16 protein-coding genes are annotated in these 18127 nt (G+C 66.1%); 8 read left to right on the top strand and 8 right to left on the bottom strand.

Annotation, left to right across the window (positions count from 1 at the left end; all coding sequences use genetic code 11):
• The first annotated feature begins 19 nt into the window (after positions 1 to 19).
• Positions 20 to 619, top strand: a complete 600-nt coding sequence (locus tag AC1RDS_RS12560) for an SIS domain-containing protein (protein WP_092697438.1) — start codon at positions 20 to 22, stop codon at positions 617 to 619.
• Positions 616 to 1278: a BON domain-containing protein gene (locus AC1RDS_RS12555; RefSeq protein ID WP_092697439.1), complete on the top strand. Its 663-nt coding sequence runs from the start codon at positions 616 to 618 to the stop codon at positions 1276 to 1278. The genes AC1RDS_RS12560 and AC1RDS_RS12555 overlap by 4 nt, the downstream gene beginning before the upstream one ends.
• Positions 1279 to 1328: 50 nt before the next feature.
• Here AC1RDS_RS12555 and AC1RDS_RS12550 read toward each other — a convergent pair whose 3' ends face one another.
• The 4 genes from AC1RDS_RS12550 to AC1RDS_RS12535 all read right to left on the bottom strand — a co-directional run bounded on the left by AC1RDS_RS12550 (position 1329) and on the right by AC1RDS_RS12535 (position 5302).
• A complete protein-coding gene (locus AC1RDS_RS12550) occupies positions 1329 to 2243 on the bottom strand; it encodes an NAD(P)-dependent oxidoreductase (protein WP_348682349.1) in 915 nt (304 codons plus the stop codon).
• A gap of 133 nt (positions 2244 to 2376) precedes the next feature.
• Positions 2377 to 3513, bottom strand: coding sequence for a PilT/PilU family type 4a pilus ATPase (locus AC1RDS_RS12545; protein ID WP_092697441.1), 1137 nt, complete (start codon positions 3511 to 3513; stop codon positions 2377 to 2379).
• A 40-nt stretch (positions 3514 to 3553) separates the two neighbouring features.
• On the bottom strand, positions 3554 to 4189 hold the full coding sequence (locus AC1RDS_RS12540; protein WP_092697442.1) for a Crp/Fnr family transcriptional regulator: 636 nt from the start codon (positions 4187 to 4189) through the stop codon (positions 3554 to 3556).
• 69 nt (positions 4190 to 4258) lie between these two features.
• Positions 4259 to 5302 (bottom strand): type IV pilus twitching motility protein PilT, encoded by a 1044-nt coding sequence (locus AC1RDS_RS12535; protein ID WP_092697546.1) that lies wholly within the window; start codon positions 5300 to 5302, stop codon positions 4259 to 4261.
• Between the two features lie 34 nt (positions 5303 to 5336).
• Here AC1RDS_RS12535 and AC1RDS_RS12530 point away from each other — a divergent pair, with 34 nt between their 5' ends.
• The 3 genes from AC1RDS_RS12530 to AC1RDS_RS12520 all read left to right on the top strand — a co-directional run bounded on the left by AC1RDS_RS12530 (position 5337) and on the right by AC1RDS_RS12520 (position 8627).
• Complete coding sequence (locus AC1RDS_RS12530; RefSeq protein ID WP_287880159.1) at positions 5337 to 6053, top strand: YggS family pyridoxal phosphate-dependent enzyme; 717 nt, start codon at positions 5337 to 5339, stop codon at positions 6051 to 6053.
• 111 nt (positions 6054 to 6164) lie between these two features.
• Entirely contained in the window at positions 6165 to 7304 is a 1140-nt protein-coding gene (locus AC1RDS_RS12525; protein WP_092697547.1) for an aminotransferase class V-fold PLP-dependent enzyme, read from the top strand.
• A 33-nt stretch (positions 7305 to 7337) separates the two neighbouring features.
• On the top strand, positions 7338 to 8627 hold the full coding sequence (locus AC1RDS_RS12520) for a DUF445 domain-containing protein (protein WP_348682348.1): 1290 nt from the start codon (positions 7338 to 7340) through the stop codon (positions 8625 to 8627).
• Between the two features lie 760 nt (positions 8628 to 9387).
• On the opposite strand, the gene AC1RDS_RS12515 is transcribed toward AC1RDS_RS12520, so the two are convergent.
• From AC1RDS_RS12515 to AC1RDS_RS12500, 4 genes are all read right to left on the bottom strand, one after another.
• Positions 9388 to 10887: an FAD-linked oxidase C-terminal domain-containing protein gene (locus AC1RDS_RS12515; protein WP_287878338.1), complete on the bottom strand. Its 1500-nt coding sequence runs from the start codon at positions 10885 to 10887 to the stop codon at positions 9388 to 9390.
• A gap of 269 nt (positions 10888 to 11156) precedes the next feature.
• Entirely contained in the window at positions 11157 to 12062 is a 906-nt protein-coding gene (locus tag AC1RDS_RS12510) for a LysR substrate-binding domain-containing protein (protein ID WP_026436281.1), read from the bottom strand.
• Positions 12063 to 12075: 13 nt separating this feature from the next.
• Complete coding sequence (gene purU / locus AC1RDS_RS12505; RefSeq protein ID WP_348684185.1) at positions 12076 to 12924, bottom strand: formyltetrahydrofolate deformylase; 849 nt, start codon at positions 12922 to 12924, stop codon at positions 12076 to 12078.
• 212 nt (positions 12925 to 13136) lie between these two features.
• Positions 13137 to 13961 carry a ChaN family lipoprotein gene (locus AC1RDS_RS12500; protein ID WP_092697448.1) on the bottom strand — a complete coding sequence of 275 codons (825 nt, stop codon included), beginning with the start codon at positions 13959 to 13961 and terminating at the stop codon, positions 13137 to 13139.
• A 72-nt stretch (positions 13962 to 14033) separates the two neighbouring features.
• Here AC1RDS_RS12500 and AC1RDS_RS12495 point away from each other — a divergent pair, with 72 nt between their 5' ends.
• The 3 genes from AC1RDS_RS12495 to AC1RDS_RS12485 all read left to right on the top strand — a co-directional run bounded on the left by AC1RDS_RS12495 (position 14034) and on the right by AC1RDS_RS12485 (position 18107).
• Positions 14034 to 15950: a type IV pili methyl-accepting chemotaxis transducer N-terminal domain-containing protein gene (locus AC1RDS_RS12495; RefSeq protein ID WP_092697449.1), complete on the top strand. Its 1917-nt coding sequence runs from the start codon at positions 14034 to 14036 to the stop codon at positions 15948 to 15950.
• Positions 15950 to 16651 carry a response regulator gene (locus AC1RDS_RS12490; RefSeq protein WP_208859696.1) on the top strand — a complete coding sequence of 234 codons (702 nt, stop codon included), beginning with the start codon at positions 15950 to 15952 and terminating at the stop codon, positions 16649 to 16651. Before AC1RDS_RS12495 ends, AC1RDS_RS12490 begins: the two co-directional genes overlap by 1 nt.
• A 163-nt stretch (positions 16652 to 16814) precedes the next feature.
• Positions 16815 to 18107, top strand: a complete 1293-nt coding sequence (locus tag AC1RDS_RS12485; protein WP_092697451.1) for an MFS transporter — start codon at positions 16815 to 16817, stop codon at positions 18105 to 18107.
• The last annotated feature ends 20 nt before the right edge of the window (positions 18108 to 18127 follow it).

Here is an 18127-nt window from a genome sequence, read left to right as displayed (position 1 = left end):
CGGGTATCATCGGGCTCCCATGCTTGAGCAACGCATCCAACAGCACTTCATCGACAGTGCCGACCTGAAATACCAGGCGGCGCAGGCCCTCAGCACGCCCATCGCCGCAGCCGTGCAGGCCATTCTGGCCTGCGTCACCAGCGGCGGCAAAGTGCTGGCCTGCGGCAATGGCCCTTCGGCCGCCGAGGCGCTGCAGTTTGCGGCATTCTGCGTAGCAGGATTCGAGCGTGACCGGCCCGAACTGGCTGCGCTCGCGCTGACCTGCGACAGCGCCCTGCTCACGGTGGTCGGGGGAAGCAGCGACGTGGACCAGCAATTCGCTCGCCAGGTGCGCGCGCTCGGCCAGGCCGGCGATGTCTTGCTGGCGCTGTCCGTCACGGGCAGCGATGCGAACGTGATCGCAGCCACCGAAGCCGCGCACGAGCGTGACATGACCGTGGTGATCCTCAGCGGTCGCACCGGCGGCAAGCTCGCTGCCATGGTGCGCGAGACCGACGTGCTGATCAGCGTGCCGCACGACCGTGCCGCGCGGGTGCGCGAGGTCCATGCCCTGGTGTTGCACTGCCTGTGTGACGGCGTGGATGCCCAGTTACTTGGAGAACAGGAAATACCGCTATGAAGCTGACCATGAACCGTACGGCCTGCACCTTGCTGGCTGCCGCTGCACTTGCTGCAGGCCTGTCTGCCTGCGCGCCTCTGGTTGTCGGGGGGGCGATGGTGGGTGGCTTGATGGCCACGGACCGCCGCACCACCGGCACCCAGGTGGAAGACGAAGGGATCGAGCTGCGTGCCGCCAACCGCATCCGCGAGGTGCTGGGCGATCGTGCGCATGTCAACGTCACCAGCTTCAACCGCCAGGCCTTGCTGACCGGCGAGGTGCCGACGGCGCAGGACCGTGCCACGGTGGAGAAGATCGTGACGGAGGTGAACAATGTGCGTGCGGTGGTGAACGATCTGGGCGTGATGCCCAACTCTTCGCTGGGCCAGCGTTCCAGCGACACCCTGACCACCGGCAAGGTGCGGGCGAGTTTCGTGGATGCCAAGGATGTTTTTGCCAGCGCCTACAAGGTGGTGACCGAACGCAACGTGGTCTACCTGATGGGGCTGGTGACGCAGCGCGAGGCCACGCGCGCCACCGAAATTGCGCGCGGTGTGAGCGGCGTGAGCAAGGTGGTGCGGGTCTTCGAGATGATCACTGAGGACGATCTGCGCCGCGCCAGCACGACCCAGTCGCCCGCGCCCGTGACCACCGACCAGCCCGCGTCAAAGAGCAACTGACAATTAACGGCGTATGGCGGCAGGCGGCGGCACAGCCCGCCGCCTCGCTGTCAGGTCAGGCGCTTGACCAGGCTGGATGTATCCCAGCGGTTGCCACCCATTTTCTGCACGTCGGCATAGAACTGGTCCACCAGCGCGGTCACCGGCACGCGCGAACCATTGCGGCGGGCTTCGTCCAGCACCAGGCCCAGATCCTTGCGCATCCAGTCCACGGCAAAGCCGAAGTCGAACTGGTCGTCCACCATGGTCTTGCCACGGTTGTCGAGCTGCCAGCTTTGGGCGGCGCCCTTGCCGATCACATCCAGCACCTGCTTCATGTCCAGCCCGGCATTCTTGCCAAAGGCCACGGCTTCGGACAGGCCCTGCACCAGGCCCGCGATGCAGATCTGGTTGACCATCTTGGCCAGCTGGCCCGAGCCGCTGGAACCCAGCAGCGTGAACGCCCGCGAGAAGGCCATGGCCACCGGCCGGGCGGCGTCAAAAGCCGCCTGGTCGCCGCCGCACATCACCGTGAGCTGGCCGTTTTGTGCGCCCGCCTGGCCCCCGGAGACCGGGGCATCGACAAAGTGCAGTCCCAGTGCGCGCGCGGCGGCATGCAGCTCGCGCGCCACTTCGGCCGAGGCCGTGGTGTGGTCCACGAAGACGGCGCCCGGCTGCATGCCGGCGAAGGCGCCGTCCGCGCCCAGCGTCACCGAGCGCAGGTCGTCGTCGTTGCCCACGCAGCAGAACACCAGATCGGCACCCTGGGCGGCCTCACGCGGTGTATTGGCATGTTTTGGGGCTTTTGCGCTGGCGTATTCTGCACACCATGCTATTGATTTTGAAGTGGTGCGGTTGTAGACCGTGACTTCATGGCCCGCCAGGGCGAGGTGGCCGGCCATGGGATAGCCCATGACGCCCAATCCCAGAAAGGCGACTTTGCGGGCGGGGGTGCTGTCGTAGCTGCGGGGGTTGGTGCTTGACATAGAGGTGGTTCCTGTAAAAAAGGTTGCCACAGGGGCAGCGTTTGGAATTGGCGCGGCCCAGGCCATTGGCGTCGTTCCCCTTCCCGCGCGCAGCGCGAGAGAAGGGGGAAGCGGCGCAGCCGCACAGGGGGGGTCACACTATCGCGAAGTGCTCGGTACCCGAGGCCAGGTCGGCTGATTTGGCGCGCTGGCTGTTGAGCTTGATCTGCAGGCGCAGGTCGTTGAGCGAGTCGGCGTTGCGCAGCGCATCCTCGTAGCTGATCACATTGGCCTCGTAGGCATCGAACAGCGCCTGGTCGAAGGTCTGCATGCCCAGGTTGCGGCTCTTTTTCATGACTTCCTTGATCTCGGCGACTTCGCCCTTGAAGATCAGGTCGGCAATCAGCGGGGTGTTGAGCATCACCTCGACCGCCGCTGCCCGGCCCTTGCCGTCCTGCTTCGGGATCAGGCGCTGCGACACCATGGCGCGCAGGTTGAGCGACAGGTCCATCAGCAACTGTGCGCGGCGCTCTTCGGGAAAGAAGTTGATGATCCGGTCCAGTGCCTGGTTGGCGCTGTTGGCGTGCAGGGTGGCCAGGCACAGGTGGCCGGTTTCGGCAAAGGCCACGGCGTGTTCCATGGTCTCGCGGTCGCGGATTTCGCCCATCAGGATCACGTCGGGGGCCTGGCGCAGCGTGTTCTTGAGCGCCGCTTCCCAGCTGTCGGTGTCCAGGCCCACTTCGCGCTGCGTGACCACGCAGTTCTTGTGCGGGTGCACGAATTCCACCGGGTCTTCCACCGTGATGATGTGGCCGAACGAGTTTTCGTTGCGCCAGTCCACCATGGCGGCCAGCGTGGTCGATTTGCCCGAACCCGTGGCACCCACCAGGATGCACAGGCCGCGCTTGGTCATGGTCACTTCCTTGAGGACCTGGGGCACGCCCAGGCCGTCAATGGTGGGCAGCGTGAGCGGAATGGTCCGCAGCACCATGCCGACCTTGCCCTGCTGGATGAAGGCGTTCACGCGAAAGCGGCCAATGCCGGCGGGCGAGATGGCAAAGTTGCATTCCTTGGTGCGCTCGAAGTCGGCCACCTGCTTGTCGCTCATGATGGCGCGCGCCAGCGTGAGGGTGTGGGTGCCGGTCAGCGGCTGGGGTGACACCTTGGTGACCTTGCCGTCCACCTTGATGGCGGGCGGAAACTCTGCCGTGATGAACAAGTCGCTGCCATTGCGGCTCACCATCAGCTTGAGCAAGTCGTTGATGAATTTACTGGCCTGATCGCGTTCCATCAAAGATCCTTCCGGGGTGCTGTGCCTGCAGGGCGGGGGGTCATTTCTGGTTGTCGCTCAGCCGGGCGCTCACGACCCGCAGGCGCAGCGACAGCTTGCGCGCCAGCAGCGCAATCAGGCTGGCGGCCAGCTGGGGATCCTTGGTCATCATGTCGTCCATGGCCTCGGCGCTCAGCACGGCGATTTCACTGTCGATGAGGGTGGTACAGGCCGAAAAGCGGATGCCGCTGTCGAGCAGCGACATTTCACCCAGGATGTCTCCGGGCCGCGTCTCTGCCAGGCGCAGCTGCTCGCCCCAGGGCTGAAGGCGGTCCACCGCGATGGCGCCGGTGAGCAGCACCACCATGAAGTTGCCGTATTCCTCCTGCCGGATGACGTCGCGGTTGGCTGGAACGGCGGCAAACTCGAAAAAACGCTCCATGCGCTCCACCGCGTCCGTGTCGAGGTGGGCCATGTATTTGTCCTTGGCCCACAAGGCCTGCAGCAGCTTGCCGCCGCGGCTGGGGGGCAGGCGCTTGGCGCCCACTTCCACGGCACGCGCCTCCCAGGGCACCAGCATGGAGGCGTCCACGCCCTGGCTGGCGAAGGCCGTGGAGAACAGCACGGAGTCGGTCTGATCTTCCGGAGGCTTGTCCCCGCGGGTGTTACGGCGCAGAAGGCTGAGAATGCCTTTCATAAATGGCTCCAGTGTGCGGCGTCTGCTGCCGCTTTGTCAGAAGGATGTGTGGGGGCAGCCGGAGTGCGATCAACCCGGGAAGTTCTCGGGGATCTTGGCCTTGCTGCGGGCTTCCGCGGGGCTGATGATGTTGCGCCGCACCAGATCGGTGAGGTTCTGGTCGAGTGTCTGCATGCCCACGCTGTTGCTGGTCTGGATGGTCGAATACATCTGCGCCACCTTGGCCTCGCGGATCAGGTTGCGGATGGCGCTGGTGCCCAGCATGATCTCGTGCGCGGCCACGCGGCCCGAGCCGTCTTTCAGCTTGCACAGCGTCTGTGAAATCACGGCCTGCAGCGATTCGGACAGCATGGCGCGGACCATTTCCTTTTCTTCGGCGGGGAACACGTCGATGATCCGGTCGATGGTCTTGGCGGCACTCGACGTGTGCAGCGTGCCAAAGACCAGGTGGCCCGTTTCGGCGGCCGTCATGGCCAGGCGGATGGTTTCGAGGTCGCGCATTTCGCCCACCAGGATGGCGTCGGGGTCTTCACGCAGTGCGGACTTGAGCGCGGCGGCGAACGACAGCGTCATGGGCCCCACTTCACGCTGATTGACCAGGCACTTCTTGGATTCGTGCACGAATTCGATCGGGTCTTCCACCGTGAGGATGTGGCCGTATTCGGTTTCGTTGAGGTAGTTCACCATGGCTGCCAGCGTGGTGGATTTGCCCGAGCCCGTGGGCCCGGTCACCAGCACCAGGCCGCGCGGCTTGAGCGCCAGGTCGCCGAAGATCTTGGGGGCGTTGAGCTGCTCCAGCGTGAGGATCTTGCTGGGAATGGTGCGGAACACGGCAGCGGCGCCGCGGTTCTGATTGAAGGCGTTGACCCGAAAGCGCGCCAGGCCATCGATCTCGAACGAGAAGTCCACCTCCAGAAACTCTTCATACGTTTTGCGCTGCGAGTCGCTCATGATGTCGTACACCATGGCGTGGACGGTCTTGTGGTCCAGCGCGTCCACATTGATGCGCCGTACATCCCCGTGGACCCGGATCATGGGCGGCAAGCCCGCGGACAAGTGCAGGTCGGATGCCTTGTTCTTGACGCTGAATGCGAGCAACTGGGTAATGTCCACGGGTTCCCTCTCTTTGGTACGCTTGTTTCTCATTATGACCACGATTGCTACCAACCTCCAACAGGTACGGGGCCGCATTGCGCAGGCCTGTGCCGCCGCCGGCCGGGCTCCCGACAGCGTCTCGCTGCTGGCCGTTTCCAAGACCTTTAGTGCCGAATCGGTGGTGCAGGCCGCCGCCGCCGGCCAGCGGGCATTCGGTGAAAACTACATCCAGGAGGGGGTGGAAAAGATCGCCGCGGTGGGGCGGGCATGCGCGCCCGCGCTGCAGTGGCATTGCATTGGCCCCATCCAGAGCAACAAGACCCGCCTGGTGGCCGAGCATTTCGACTGGGCGCACACCGTGGACCGGTTCAAGACCGCCGAGCGCCTGTCGGCCCAGCGGCCGGACCACCTGCCACCGCTGCAGATCTGTATTCAGGTGAACATCGACGGCGGCCCCACCAAGTCGGGAGTGGCACCGGCGGATACCCTGGAGCTGGTGCGTGCTGTGGCAAAACTGCCACGCCTGCGGGTGCGCGGGCTGATGAGCATCCCCGACCATGCCCCTGATTTCGAGGCGCAACTCGCAAAACACACAAGCGCCAGAAGGCTTTTTGACCAGATATTGGCCCTGGGGGAGCCCGGGCTCGAAGGTTTTGACACCCTTTCCATGGGCATGACTGCCGATCTGGAGGCCGCCATCCAGGCGGGCAGCACCCTGGTGCGGGTAGGCACGGGCATCTTTGGCGGCCGGACCTATCCGGCACCCTGATGCAGCGCCGGATGCCTGCATTGCGGCCCGTGCTAAGCTGATTTGGCCCGTCCTATTGCACGCCGCTCGTGGGCGGTGGAGCCATCACAACCCGTCAATGGAGATCTTTTCATGCCCGGATTGCTGCCCGACATCGACCCCGATGGCCTGCTCGAATTTTCGGTGGTCTACACCGACCGCGCGCTCAACCACATGTCCAGGCGCTTCACCGGCGTGATGCAGGACATCCTGTCCATTCTCAAGGAGGTGTACCACGCCCCCACCGCCGTGATCGTGCCCGGCAGCGGCACCTTTGGCATGGAAGCCGTGGCGCGCCAGTTCGCCAACCGCGAAAAAGTGCTGATCGTGCGCAACGGCTGGTTCAGTTACCGCTGGAGCCAGATTTTCGACGCCGACAAGGGCCTGGGCGGTGGCGCCGTGGTCTGCAAGGCCCGCCCGCAGGGCAGCGGACCGCAGGCGCCCTGGGCACCATGCCCGGCCGATGAGGTGGCGGCCGCCATCCGCGCCGAAAACCCCAAGGTGGTGTTCGCGCCCCATGTGGAAACGGCCAGCGGCATCATCCTGAGCGACGACTACATCCGCACGCTGACGGCCGCTGCGCACGAGGTGGGCGCGCTCTTCGTGCTCGACTGTGTGGCCTCGGGAGCCATGTGGGTGGACATGCAGGCCACGGGCGTGGACGTGCTGATTTCCGCGCCGCAAAAGGGCTGGAGCGGCTCGCCCTGCTGCGCCATGGTGATGCTGAGCGAACGCGCGCGCCAGGCTATCGACGACACCAGCAGCAGCAGCTTCTCGTGCGACCTCAAGAAGTGGATGCAGATCGCCGAGGGTTACGAAAAGGGCCAGCACGCCTACCACACCACCATGCCCACCGACGCCCTGGTGCGCCTGCGCGACGTGATGCAGGAGACGCGTGCCTACGGCTTTGCCAAGGTGCGCGAGGAACAGATCGAGCTGGGCGCCAAGGTGCGCGCGCTGCTCGAATCGCGCGGCTTCCCCAGCGTGGCGGCCGAAGGCTTCAAGGCGCCCGGCGTGGTGGTGAGCTACACCACCGATCCCGGCATCCAGAACGGCAAGAAATTCATGGAGGCGGGCCTGCAGACCGCCGCCGGCGTGCCGCTGCAGTGCGACGAAGGGCCGGATTTCAAGACTTTCCGCATCGGCCTGTTCGGACTGGACAAGTGGCACGACGTGGAGCGCACGGTGGGACACCTGTCCCGGGCGCTGGACCAGATGGCGGCCGCTGCCTGACAGGGAGCGGTTGAAGTTGGCTGGTTGGCACGGATGAATCCAGGTACCAACCCCGCAGTCCTCGCCTTGCGCCGTGCCAAGCGCCAGGCCTTGGGCCTTTTGCTGCTGGTGACGGCCGTGTTCATCGCCACCAGCGTGGTCGAGCGCGGGCTGCTGCTGAACTGCGTGAAAGCCATGGCCGAGGCGGCCATGGTGGGCGCGTTGGCCGACTGGTTTGCGGTGGTGGCGTTGTTTCGCCGGCCGCTGGGCCTGCCCATCCCGCACACGGCGGTGATCGCGCGCAACAAGGACCGCATCGGCGCCAACCTGGCCGCCTTTGTGCGCGACCGCTTCCTCGATCCGCCCTCGCTGGTGGCGCTGATGCGGCGCCACGATCCCGCCGCGCGGCTGGCCCAATGGCTGGGCGATGCGGGCAACGCCAGCTTGCTGGGCCAGCAGGCGGCGCGGCTGCTCAGCGCCGCCCTCGACACCGTGCAGGATGCGCAGATGGAGCGCTTCATCCGCAAGGCGGCGCGCGCCCTCATCGGGCGGGTGGATCTGTCGGGCACCCTGGCCACGGTGCTGGGGGCGCTCACCCACAACGGGCGCCACCAGGCGCTGCTCGACGATGCACTGGGCCGGCTGATCGTGGTGCTGCAGGAGGAGGGCACGCGCCAGCTGATTGCCACCACCATCGTGCAGTGGCTCAAGAAAGAGCATCCGCTCAAGGAAAAAATGCTGCCCACCGACTGGCTGGGCGACAAGGGCTCGGCCATGATCGCCAACGCGCTCGAGGCCGTGTTGGCCGACGTGGCGCAGAACCCGCAGCACCAGTTGCGCGAACAGTTCGACGCGGCCGTGCAGCGGCTGGTGCACAGGCTGCAGACCGATCCGGACTGGGCGCGCAGGGGCGAGGAGATCCGGCGCTACCTGCAGACCAATGCGACGCTGGGCCGCTATGTGCAGGACCTGTGGCTGGGCATGCGCGCGGCCCTGCAGCGCGACCTGGCCGACGAGCACTCGGCCGTGGCGCGCAACGTGCATGCCATGGGCGCGTGGTTTGGCCGCTCGCTGGCGGGTGATGCGGCATTGCGCCAGTCGCTCAACCTGCGGCTGGAAAGCTGGGTGCAGGGGCTTGCGCCGGATGTGTCGCAGTTCATTGCGCAGCACATCGAGGACACGGTGCGCCGCTGGGATGCCGAGGAGATGGCGGCACTGATCGAGTTGAACATCGGCAAGGATCTGCAGTACATCCGGATCAATGGGACGGTGGTGGGTGGCTTGATTGGGCTGGTGTTGTTTGGGGTGTCGAATGCGGGGGAGATCTGGCGGGCGTTGTTTTGAAGTCTTGAGGCGTTGCTTTTGCTTGTGGCGTGTTTTTTCTGAGGATGGAGGCCGGGTCTCGGCCCGGCGGCCGCCTCACTTTCTTTTGCTTCGCCAAAAGAAAGTAAGCAAAGAAAAGGCGACCCACAGTCTGCGACCCCTTCGGGGCAGACCTGCGTCGGTGCGGTTGCGGGGTGCGCCGTGGAACTCGCTACGCGCTGGCGCGCTGCGCTCGGACAGCCACGGCGAGTCAGTTGACGAGGCATGCGCGCTGCGACGCGCATGCTCACCCCGCAACCGCCCCGCCGCAGGCGCAGCCAGATGGGGTGGAGAAAAAACATCCAAACAACCCACGGGCCATCGCGTTGCTCGGCCCCATCTTGCGGGCGCAAGCGCCACGCGCTGCACAGGCTGGGCCGAGCGCAGCGATGGCCCGAAGGGATGTTTGCTCGGGTTCCCTTCAGGTTGCGCCGAGGAGCGCAGCGGCCAGCGGATCAGGGCTCGCGATTGTCTGAGCGCAGCGAGTTCGAGCGAGACCCCGCTGGACGCGAGCACCGCAGGTTGCCCGCAGCGCAGCGCAGGGACGCAGCCTGTAGGGGCGCCTTTTCTTTGGGGGCTTTCTTTTGGCGAAGCAAAAGAAAGCCACTGCGCCGCCGGGCGCACACCCCGGCCTCCGGCCTCAACCCAGGCAAAGCGCATAAACCCGCGAGTGAGCCTGTCCCGGCTTCGACAAGCTCAGCCCGACCGGATTCGGTCAGGCGCGGCAGGCTCCGGCCGAGAATCAAAACCTCGGCAACTCCGGATGCCTGATCTGCCCCCCCCGCACCAGCATCTTCCCGTACTCCGCACACCGGTTCAGCGTAGGAATCACCTTGCCCGGGTTCAGCAACCCCGCCGGGTCGAACGCATGCTTGAGCCCCAGCATCTGCGCGTTTTCTTCGGCAGAGAACTGCACACACATGCTGTTGAGCTTCTCCACGCCCACGCCATGCTCGCCCGTCACCGTGCCGCCCATGGCCACGCTGGTCTCCAGGATGTCGGCGCCAAACAGCTCGCAGCGGTGCAGCTGGTCGGCATCGTTCGCGTCGAACAGGATCAGCGGGTGCAGGTTGCCATCGCCCGCGTGGAACACGTTGGCACAGCGCAGCTGGTATTTCTTCTCCATGGCCTGGATGGCCAGAAGGATGTCGGCCAGGCGCTTGCGCGGGATGGTCGAGTCCATGCACATGTAGTCGGGGCTGATGCGGCCGCTGGCGGGGAAGGCGTTCTTGCGGCCGCTCCAGAAGCGCAGGCGCTCGGCCTCGTCGCGGCTCACGCTGATGGCGGTGGCGCCCGCAGCGCGCAGCACTTCGCTCATGCGGCCGATTTCCTCTTCCACCTCTTCGGGCGTGCCGTCGCTTTCGCACAGCAGGATGGCTTCGGCCGTCAGGTCGTAGCCGGCGTGGACGAAATCCTCGACGGCGGCGGTCATGGGCTTGTCCATCATCTCCAGGCCGGCAGGGATGATGCCGGCGGCGATCACGGCGGCCACGGCATCGCCCGCCTTGCGCACGTCGTCAAAGCTGGCCATGATGCAGCGCGCCAGCTGGGGCTTGGGGATCAGGCGCACCGTCACTTCGGTGGTCACGGCCAGCATGCCCTCGCTGCCGATCACCGCGGCCAGCAGGTCGTAGCCGGGGGCGTCCAGCGCCGCGCTGCCAAACTCCACCGGCTCGCCCTCCACCGTGAAGCCCTTCACCTTGAGCACGTTGTGCACCGTGAGGCCGTATTTCAGGCAATGCACGCCGCCCGAGTTCTCGGCCACGTTGCCGCCGATGGTGCAGGCGATCTGGCTGCTGGGGTCGGGTGCGTAATACAGGCCGTAGGGCGCTGCGGCCTCGCTGATCGCCAGGTTGCGCACGCCACACTGCACCACGGCCGTGCGGCTTTCGGGGTTGATGTCGAGGATGCGGTTGAACTTGGCCAGCGACATCGTCACGCCCAGCGCATGCGGCATGGCACCACCCGACAGGCCCGTGCCCGCACCGCGCGCCACCACCGGCACCTGCAGCCGGTGGCACACCTGCAGCACGGCCTGCACCTCGTCATAGGTTTCGGGCAGGCACACCACCAGCGGGCGCTGGCGGTAGGCGGTGAGGCCGTCGCATTCGTAGGGTGTGGTGTCTTCGCTGTGCCAGAGCAGGGCGTGGGCGGGCACGGCGCGGCTCAGGGCCTGGACCACTTCGGCCTGGCGTGCGGCGCGTTCGGACAGGGCTGCGGTGGGGGCGGCGGCAGTGTTCATGGCTATCACTGTAGGGGATGGCTGGGTGCCTGGGCTTGAGCTTTTCTGCAGGGGATTGTGAAAAACACCGGATTGCTCATCAATTGATAGCTGCTGGCGCTTGTTGGATAGGCGCTGGAGGCAAATTTGCCTGAACCTGATGGAGGAGGGCGCGGCTCGGGCGAGGGCAGCCGAGCAAGGGCCGCCCCGCAGCGAGGGCTGCGTCCCCCTTCCCGGCGCAGCCGAGAGAAGGGGGAAGGTGCCAAAGGCGACTCAGGGGGATGCCTCTACTACGCCATGGTTTTGCGCAGCCATTCGGCAAAGGCCGCGCATTCCCACCGGTCCATGGTGCCGGTACGCCAGCACAGATAGTGGGCGTGGGGGCTGGCGGTGTCGGTGGCGAACAGGCGCACCAGCGTGCCGTTCTCCAGCCAGGGTGCGCCGAGCTTGAGGCGCACCAGTGCCACGCCCATGCCGGCGGCGGCGCCGTCGCACATCAGGCCGATGTCGTTGAACTGCGAGCCCTCGCTGGGCTCGGCCCAGTCGAGGCCTGTGGCGGCGAACCAGGTGCGCCAGGGCTCTAGCGGGCTGCGCAGCAGGGGCACGCCTTCCAGGTCTTCGGGCCGCTCGAACGGGCCGTGTTCGCGCACGAAGGCGGGGGATGCGAGGGGCGTGACCACGTCGCGGGCCAGCTCCACATGCTCCACGTCGGCATAGTGGCCGGGGCCAAAGCGCACCATCAGGTCGGCGTCTTCGGCCACCACGTCCAGGAGCGGGATGGACACCTGCAGCGCCAGGTCGATCTCGGGATACGCCTCGGTGAACTGCCGCAGGCGCGGGATGAGGATGGTGCGCGCAAACGTGGGTGTCACGGCCAGCTTGAGCCGCCGGCGCCCGGGCGCGGCGGCCTGGCCCGGAAAGCGCTGCAGCGCGCCCAGGCCTTCGCGCACATGGGCCAGGTAGGCGCTGCCCTCGGTGGTCAGCGAAAAGTCGGCCCGGCCGAACAGCCGCACGCCCAGGATCTGCTCGAGCTGCTTGACGCGGTGGCTCACGGCGCTGGGCGTCACGCACAGCTCGTCGGCCGTCTGCGTCACGCTGCGCAGTCGGGCCAGCGCCTCGAAGGTGAGCAGGCACTGGATGGGCGGAATGCGCCGTGCGGCGCTGCTGAGGAAAGAGGACGGGGCTGCCGTGGCCATGGAACGGAACGGTTTAGCGGAAGATCACCGTCTTGTGACCGTTCAGGATCACGCGGTGCTCGCTGTGCCACTTCACGGCGCGGGCCAGCACCTGGCTTTCGGTGTCGCGGCCCCGGGCTGTCAGGTCTTCCACCGTGTCGGTGTGATCGGCGCGGGCCACGTCCTGCTCGATGATCGGGCCTTCGTCCAGGTCGGCCGTCACATAGTGGGCGGTGGCGCCGATGAGTTTCACGCCCCGGTCATGCGCCTGGTAGTAAGGCTTGGCACCCTTGAAGCTGGGCAGGAAGCTGTGGTGGATGTTGATGGCCCGACCCGTCAATTTTTGGCACAGGTCAAGAGACAGTACCTGCATGTAACGCGCCAGAACCACCAGCTCGGCCCCTTCGGCCTCGATAATCTCCAGCTGCCTGGCCTCGGCCTGGGGCTTGGTGGCGGCAGTCACCGGGATGTGGTGGAACGGCACGTTGTAGCTGGCCGCGAGCTGGTAGAAGTCGCGGTGGTTGCTGATGATGGCGCGGATATCGATGGGCAGCAGGCCACTCTTCCAGCGGAACAGCAGATCGTTGAGGCAATGGCCTTCCTTGCTGACCAGGAGCACGGTTTTCATGGGCGTGGCCGTGGCATGCAGGGTCCAGCGCATCTGGTGGGGCTCTGCAAAGCTGGCCAGGCGCGCCTTGAGGGTGGCGTGGTCGTGCTGGTCGCAGGCGAACTGCACGCGCATGAAGAACAGGCCGGTGGCGTGGTCGTTGTACTGGGCGGCTTCTTCAATGTTGCCGCCGTGCTCCAGCAGGAAGCCCGAGACAGCATGCACCAGCCCCAGGCGGTCGGGGCAGGACAGGGTAAGAATATAGGCGTTGGTCATAGCTGCCACATTGTCGCAGCTAGGCCAGCAGGTGATGGAAGAATGCGATGCATGCGCCATCCGGTGGGCATGGCGCTCGTGACCATGCGGCGTCTGCGCGAACTGGGCCTGCGGGTGCTGGTCGAGGGCGCCGAAACGGCCGAGCAGCTGGCATTTTTGCGCGAGCGCGGCGGCGAGGCCGACGGCTTTTCCGGCCGGCGAGCCGGTGCGGGCTACTTCTGCGGACGCAACACGGCGCATGCGTCCTGCGGCGGCAGCGGCGCGGTGGTGATGGCGATGTCTACTCCTGTTTTTGGAGCTGCTAGCGCCGGACCCGTATGCGCTGATAGCACTTGGGATGTCAAACTGCCCGGCCAGTGGGTGGGAATGCCCCGGTGGCGCAGCACATGCTCGCCGCCGGCCACCAGCAGCACGGTCTGGCCTGGGCGCACCGCCTCCTGTGCCGTGCGGGCCAGGCTGGCGTCGCGCGCGATCTGGATGCGGGCCATGGCAGGCAGGCGCGCGGCGGGCAGCAGGCCGCAATGGCCGTCCTGCAGCGCATCGAGCAGTTGCTGGCGGGCGGTGGCAGACAGGTGGTTGTCCCAGCGGGTTTCCTGCATGGCCGCGGCCATTGCGCTGCGCGGCAGGTTGCCCCCCAGCACGGGCACTCCGGCACGCACGGCGGCCATGACCACGGGGCCATAGGTGGACCAGGGCCAAGCGGCGTCGTGCCACTGCAGGGCCGCCTGTACTTTCTCTTCGGTGGCATCCTGCGGCAGCGCCGCGGTGCTGTGGCCGCGCTCGGCCATTTCCAGCACCAGGGCCGCCAGCCGGCCGCGCGTTGCCAGCCACAGCACCGTGTCGCGCTGCAGTCGCTGGTGGTCGGGGGCGTCATGCTGCTCGCCGAGCAGCAGTATGTCGGTGGGCGCGGCGCCTTCCAGCGGCGCCGGCCACAAGGCGCCAGGCACCACGGCAGGGGAACTGGCGCAGCCGGCGAGGGCCAGGGCGGCGAAAGCGGCTCCCAGAGGCCGAAAAAAGCGGGAAAACGTGGACGGCATGGCGCCATGCTACGCATCTTCAACTTGATTTACGTCAAGACAAGACCTGCCCACCCTTCCTACACTGCGCCTATGCGCACCAAGTCCCCGCTGACCTTCAAACTGCTGGCCATGGGCGGGGGCTTTCTGCTGGTGGCCCTGGCTTCCATTGGCTTGACGCTGTGGGTGACCTGGAAACTCGAAGGCGGCGCGGCGGCCGTCAACGAGGCCGGGCGCCTGCGCATGAACATGCTGCGCATGGTGCTGGTGCAGCAGACGGCGTCCCCCGAAGAGGTGCAAAGGCATGCGCGGCAGTTCGACGCCAGCCTGGAGTTGCTGCGCACGGGCGATCCCTCGCGCCCCCTGTTCGTGCCCTGGGGGGATGACACGCGGACACGCTTTGAACGCATCCGCAACACCTGGTTGGGCTTGCGCACCGAGTGGTCCCTGGGTTTGCCGCCGGACCGTGCCCGGTCCCTGGCCCAGGCCGACCGCTTTGTGCAGCAGGTGGACGGTTTCGTCGAGGCCATAGAAGTCCAGATCGCGGGCTGGACGGCCGCGTTGCATGTCTTTCAGCTCTTCATGATGGCCGTGGCGATTGCCGCAGCGGTGACCTTCATGGCGGTGAGCTATCTGTTGGTGATCAACCCGCTGGCGCAATTGCAGCAGGCGCTGGGGCGCTTGCGCCAGGGTGAGTGGGGAGTGCGGCTACCCCTGGGGGAAGAGGACGAATTTGGCCAGCTTTCGGCGGGCTTCAACCTGATGGCCCATGCCTTGCAGGTCTCGCACGAGGACCTCGAGCAAAAGGTGCGCGAGAAGACCGCCAGCATCGCCGTGCAGAACCAGCGCCTGGCGGCGCTTTATGAGGTGAGCGCGCTGGCTTCCACGGCGACCGCTCTGGAAGCGCTGGCGCAAGGCTTTGTGCAGCAGATCCGCCGGGTGGCGGGCGCCGATGCAGCCGCAGTGCGCTGGTCCGACGAGGCCAACGAGCGCTATGTGCTGCTGGCCGGCGACGGCATGCCGCACGCCATGACCGAAAAGGAACATTGTCTGCACACGGGCACTTGCATGTGCGGCCAGCCGCAGAACCAGGCCTATACCCGTGTCATACCGATCGTTGCATCCACCCCGCTGGTGTTTCCACATTGCCGCGATGCCGGCTACCAGACCCTGGTGGCCATACCGGTACAGATGCAGCAGCGGGTGCTCGGCGAGGTCAATCTGTTTTTCCGACCGTCGGTGGCGCTGACGGATGAAGTGCGTGATCTTCTGGAAGCCATGACGCGCCATCTGGCCAGCGCCATGGAGGGCTTGCGCGCCACTGCCCTGGAGCGCGAGGCCGCCGTGGCGCAGGAGCGCAGCCTGCTGGCGCGCGAGCTGCACGACTCGATTGCCCAGTCGCTGGCTTTCCTCAAGATCCAGACGCAGCTGTTGCGCGATGCCGTGGCCAAGGGCGATATCGTGGCGCGGGACCGCAGCATGGGCGAGCTCGATGTGGGCGTGCGCGAGTGCTATGCCGATGTGCGCGAATTGCTGGTGCACTTCCGCACACGTACCAGCGAAGAAGACATCGAGACGGCACTGCGCTCGACCCTTTCCAAGTTCGAGCACCAGACCGGCATCGCCACTGCGCTCACCATGGCGGGCCACGGCCTGCCCCTGCCGCCCGATGTGCAGATCCAGGTCCTGCACATGGTGCAGGAAGCCCTGTCGAACGTGCGCAAGCACGCGGGCGCGACCCGGGTGGAGTTGCGCGTGCAACGGCATCCCCGCTGGCGCTTCGAAGTGCAGGACAACGGGGTGGGGTTTGATGTTCGGGCGGTGCCGCCCGACTCCATGCATGTCGGTCTAGGCATCATGCGCGAGCGCGCGCAGCGCATTGGCGCGGCGGTGCAGGTCGATTCGTCTTCCGGTGCGGGCACGCGCGTGTGCATCGAGCTTCCCACCCTGTCCGCAGCGCAGGAGCCGCGCGAGCCGCCCATGCTGCCTGTTGCCCGTTTCGTTCATTGATGCCTATGCCAAATCTGCCGCCCGTGACCTTGCTCGTCGTGGACGACCACAACCTGTTTCGCCGGGGCTTGGTGGCCTTGCTGGGGCAGGACCCGCGCCTGCAGGTGGTGGGCGAGGCGGGCGATGCCGCGCAGGCGATGCGCCTGGCCCCCGCCCTGCGCCCGGACGTGATCCTGCTCGACAACCATTTGCCCGGGGTGACGGGGGTGGATGCCATCCAGGGGCTGCGTGAAGTGTCTCCGGCCTCCCGCGTGCTCATGCTCACCGTGAGCGAAGATTCACAGGATCTGGCCACCGCGCTGCGCAACGGTGCGCAGGGGTATCTGCTCAAGACCATCGACGGCGATCTGCTGGCGCAGGCCATTCACCGCGCTGCCGCCGGCGAGCCCGTGGTCAGCCCCGAGTTGATGGGCAAGCTGGTGGCTGCTTTCCAGTCGCAGGGGGCGCCAGAGGCGAACGACGCCCTTGCGGCGTCGACTTCCGACAAGGCGTCGGCGGTGGCGCCGCAGGGCACGCCTCTTTCTCCGCGCGAGGAAGACGTGCTGCGCGAGATTGCACGGGGCTCCAGCAACAAGGAAATCGCCCGGGCGCTGGATATTGCCGAAACCACCGTCAAGATCCATGTGCAGCACATTCTGCGCAAACTGGGACTGAGCTCGCGCGTGCAGGCCGCCGTGTACGCCTCTGACCGCCAGCGGTAGCGCGCAAGCCCCGACATCCCTGTTTCAGGGGACTAGTCCTTTCGAACGATGGGGTGGCGCTCCCATCATCCTTTTGCCGTGCTGACCCGTCCTGAAGAGGGATAGGCAAAACCCTGCCTTCGCGGGACCATGCATGCCATACAGAAAACAGAGGGAACAACCCATGGCAAATGCAGCGTTTTCGGCGGGCGACAGTCCGCAACGCACCCGGCAGGCTTGGTCCGTGCTCTTGGTCAGCACGCTCGCCTTCACCGTCTGTTTCATGGTGTGGATGATGTTCGGGGTGATCGGCATTCCCATCAAGAAAATGCTGAACCTGAGCGCCACGCAGTTCGGCCTGCTCACGGCCATGCCGGTGCTTACCGGCTCGCTGGTGCGCGTGCCGCTGGGCATCTGGACCGACCGGTTTGGCGGGCGGATCGTGATGGCCGCGCTCATGGCAATAACGGTGCCGGCCATCTGGCTCATGAGCTATGCCACCGAGTACTGGCATTTCCTCACGATCGGCCTGTTTGTGGGCCTGGCGGGCGGCTCGTTCTCGGTGGGCACGCCCTATGTGGCGCGCTGGTTTCCCAGGAATCGGCAGGGCACGGCGATGGGGGTGTATGGTGCGGGCAATTCCGGTGCGGCCGTGAACAAGTTCGTGGCCCCGGTGCTGCTGGTGGCGTTTGGCTGGGCCATGGTGCCGCAGGTGTACGCCGCCATCATGCTCGGCACCTTGGTGCTGTTCTGGCTGTTCAGCTACAGCGACCCGGCCCACCTGGTGCCCAGCAACGTCAAGTTCACCGACCAGCTCAGGGCGCTGAAGGACCCCAAGGTCATCAAGTACTGCCAGTACTACAGCATCGTGTTTGGCGGCTATGTGGCGCTGTCGCTGTGGATGGTGCAGTACTACGTGGGTGAATACGGCCTGGACATCCGCGTGGCAGCGCTGCTGGCGGCCTGCTTCTCGCTGCCGGGCGGTGTGCTGCGCGCCATTGGCGGTGTGCTCAGTGACAAGTACGGTGCCCACAGCGTCACCTGGTGGGTGATGTGGGTGAGCTGGATCTGCCTGTTCCTGCTGAGCTATCCGCAGACCGATTTCACCATCCTCACGGTCAATGGGCCCACCACGTTCCACCTCGGCCTGAACGTCTATGCGTTCACGGCGCTGATGGGGGTGCTGGGCGTGGCGTTCGCCTTCGGCAAGGCCAGCGTCTTCAAGTACATCAGCGACGACTATCCGAAAAACATCGGTGCCATCAGCGGCATTGTGGGGCTGGCGGGTGGCCTTGGTGGCTTCGTCCTGCCCATCATGTTCGGCGCTCTGATGGACTTCACCGGCGTCCGCTCCAGTGCGTTCATGCTGATGTATGGCGTGGTCTGGGTCTCGCTGATCTGGATGTATTTCACCGAAGTGCGCCGCACCCCCGTCATGGGCTCGCAGGACGCCGCCGCACCTGCGGCTGCCCGCTGATTTATCTCAAGGAACCTCAC

It is taken from the genome of Acidovorax sp. GW823-FHT02H02 (assembly GCF_058797075.1).
The sequence above is the reverse complement of the archived record's forward strand: the minus strand, read 5'-3'. Positions and strand labels throughout refer to the sequence as shown.

Coding starts and splice junctions, on each gene's coding strand:
- AC1RDS_RS12495 (WP_092697449.1), top strand. CDS start 14,034: ATGCGCACCAAGTCCCCGCTGACCTTCAAACTGCTGGCCATGGGCGGG.
- AC1RDS_RS12555 (WP_092697439.1), top strand. CDS start 616: ATGAAGCTGACCATGAACCGTACGGCCTGCACCTTGCTGGCTGCCGCT.
- AC1RDS_RS12550 (WP_348682349.1), bottom strand. CDS start 2,243: ATGTCAAGCACCAACCCCCGCAGCTACGACAGCACCCCCGCCCGCAAA.
- AC1RDS_RS12520 (WP_348682348.1), top strand. CDS start 7,338: ATGAATCCAGGTACCAACCCCGCAGTCCTCGCCTTGCGCCGTGCCAAG.
- AC1RDS_RS12510 (WP_026436281.1), bottom strand. CDS start 12,062: ATGGCCACGGCAGCCCCGTCCTCTTTCCTCAGCAGCGCCGCACGGCGC.
- purU (WP_348684185.1), bottom strand. CDS start 12,924: ATGACCAACGCCTATATTCTTACCCTGTCCTGCCCCGACCGCCTGGGG.
- AC1RDS_RS12525 (WP_092697547.1), top strand. CDS start 6,165: ATGCCCGGATTGCTGCCCGACATCGACCCCGATGGCCTGCTCGAATTT.
- AC1RDS_RS12560 (WP_092697438.1), top strand. CDS start 20: ATGCTTGAGCAACGCATCCAACAGCACTTCATCGACAGTGCCGACCTG.
- AC1RDS_RS12500 (WP_092697448.1), bottom strand. CDS start 13,961: ATGCCGTCCACGTTTTCCCGCTTTTTTCGGCCTCTGGGAGCCGCTTTC.
- AC1RDS_RS12540 (WP_092697442.1), bottom strand. CDS start 4,189: ATGAAAGGCATTCTCAGCCTTCTGCGCCGTAACACCCGCGGGGACAAG.
- AC1RDS_RS12545 (WP_092697441.1), bottom strand. CDS start 3,513: ATGGAACGCGATCAGGCCAGTAAATTCATCAACGACTTGCTCAAGCTG.
- AC1RDS_RS12530 (WP_287880159.1), top strand. CDS start 5,337: ATGACCACGATTGCTACCAACCTCCAACAGGTACGGGGCCGCATTGCG.
- AC1RDS_RS12515 (WP_287878338.1), bottom strand. CDS start 10,887: ATGAACACTGCCGCCGCCCCCACCGCAGCCCTGTCCGAACGCGCCGCA.
- AC1RDS_RS12485 (WP_092697451.1), top strand. CDS start 16,815: ATGGCAAATGCAGCGTTTTCGGCGGGCGACAGTCCGCAACGCACCCGG.
- AC1RDS_RS12490 (WP_208859696.1), top strand. CDS start 15,950: ATGCCTATGCCAAATCTGCCGCCCGTGACCTTGCTCGTCGTGGACGAC.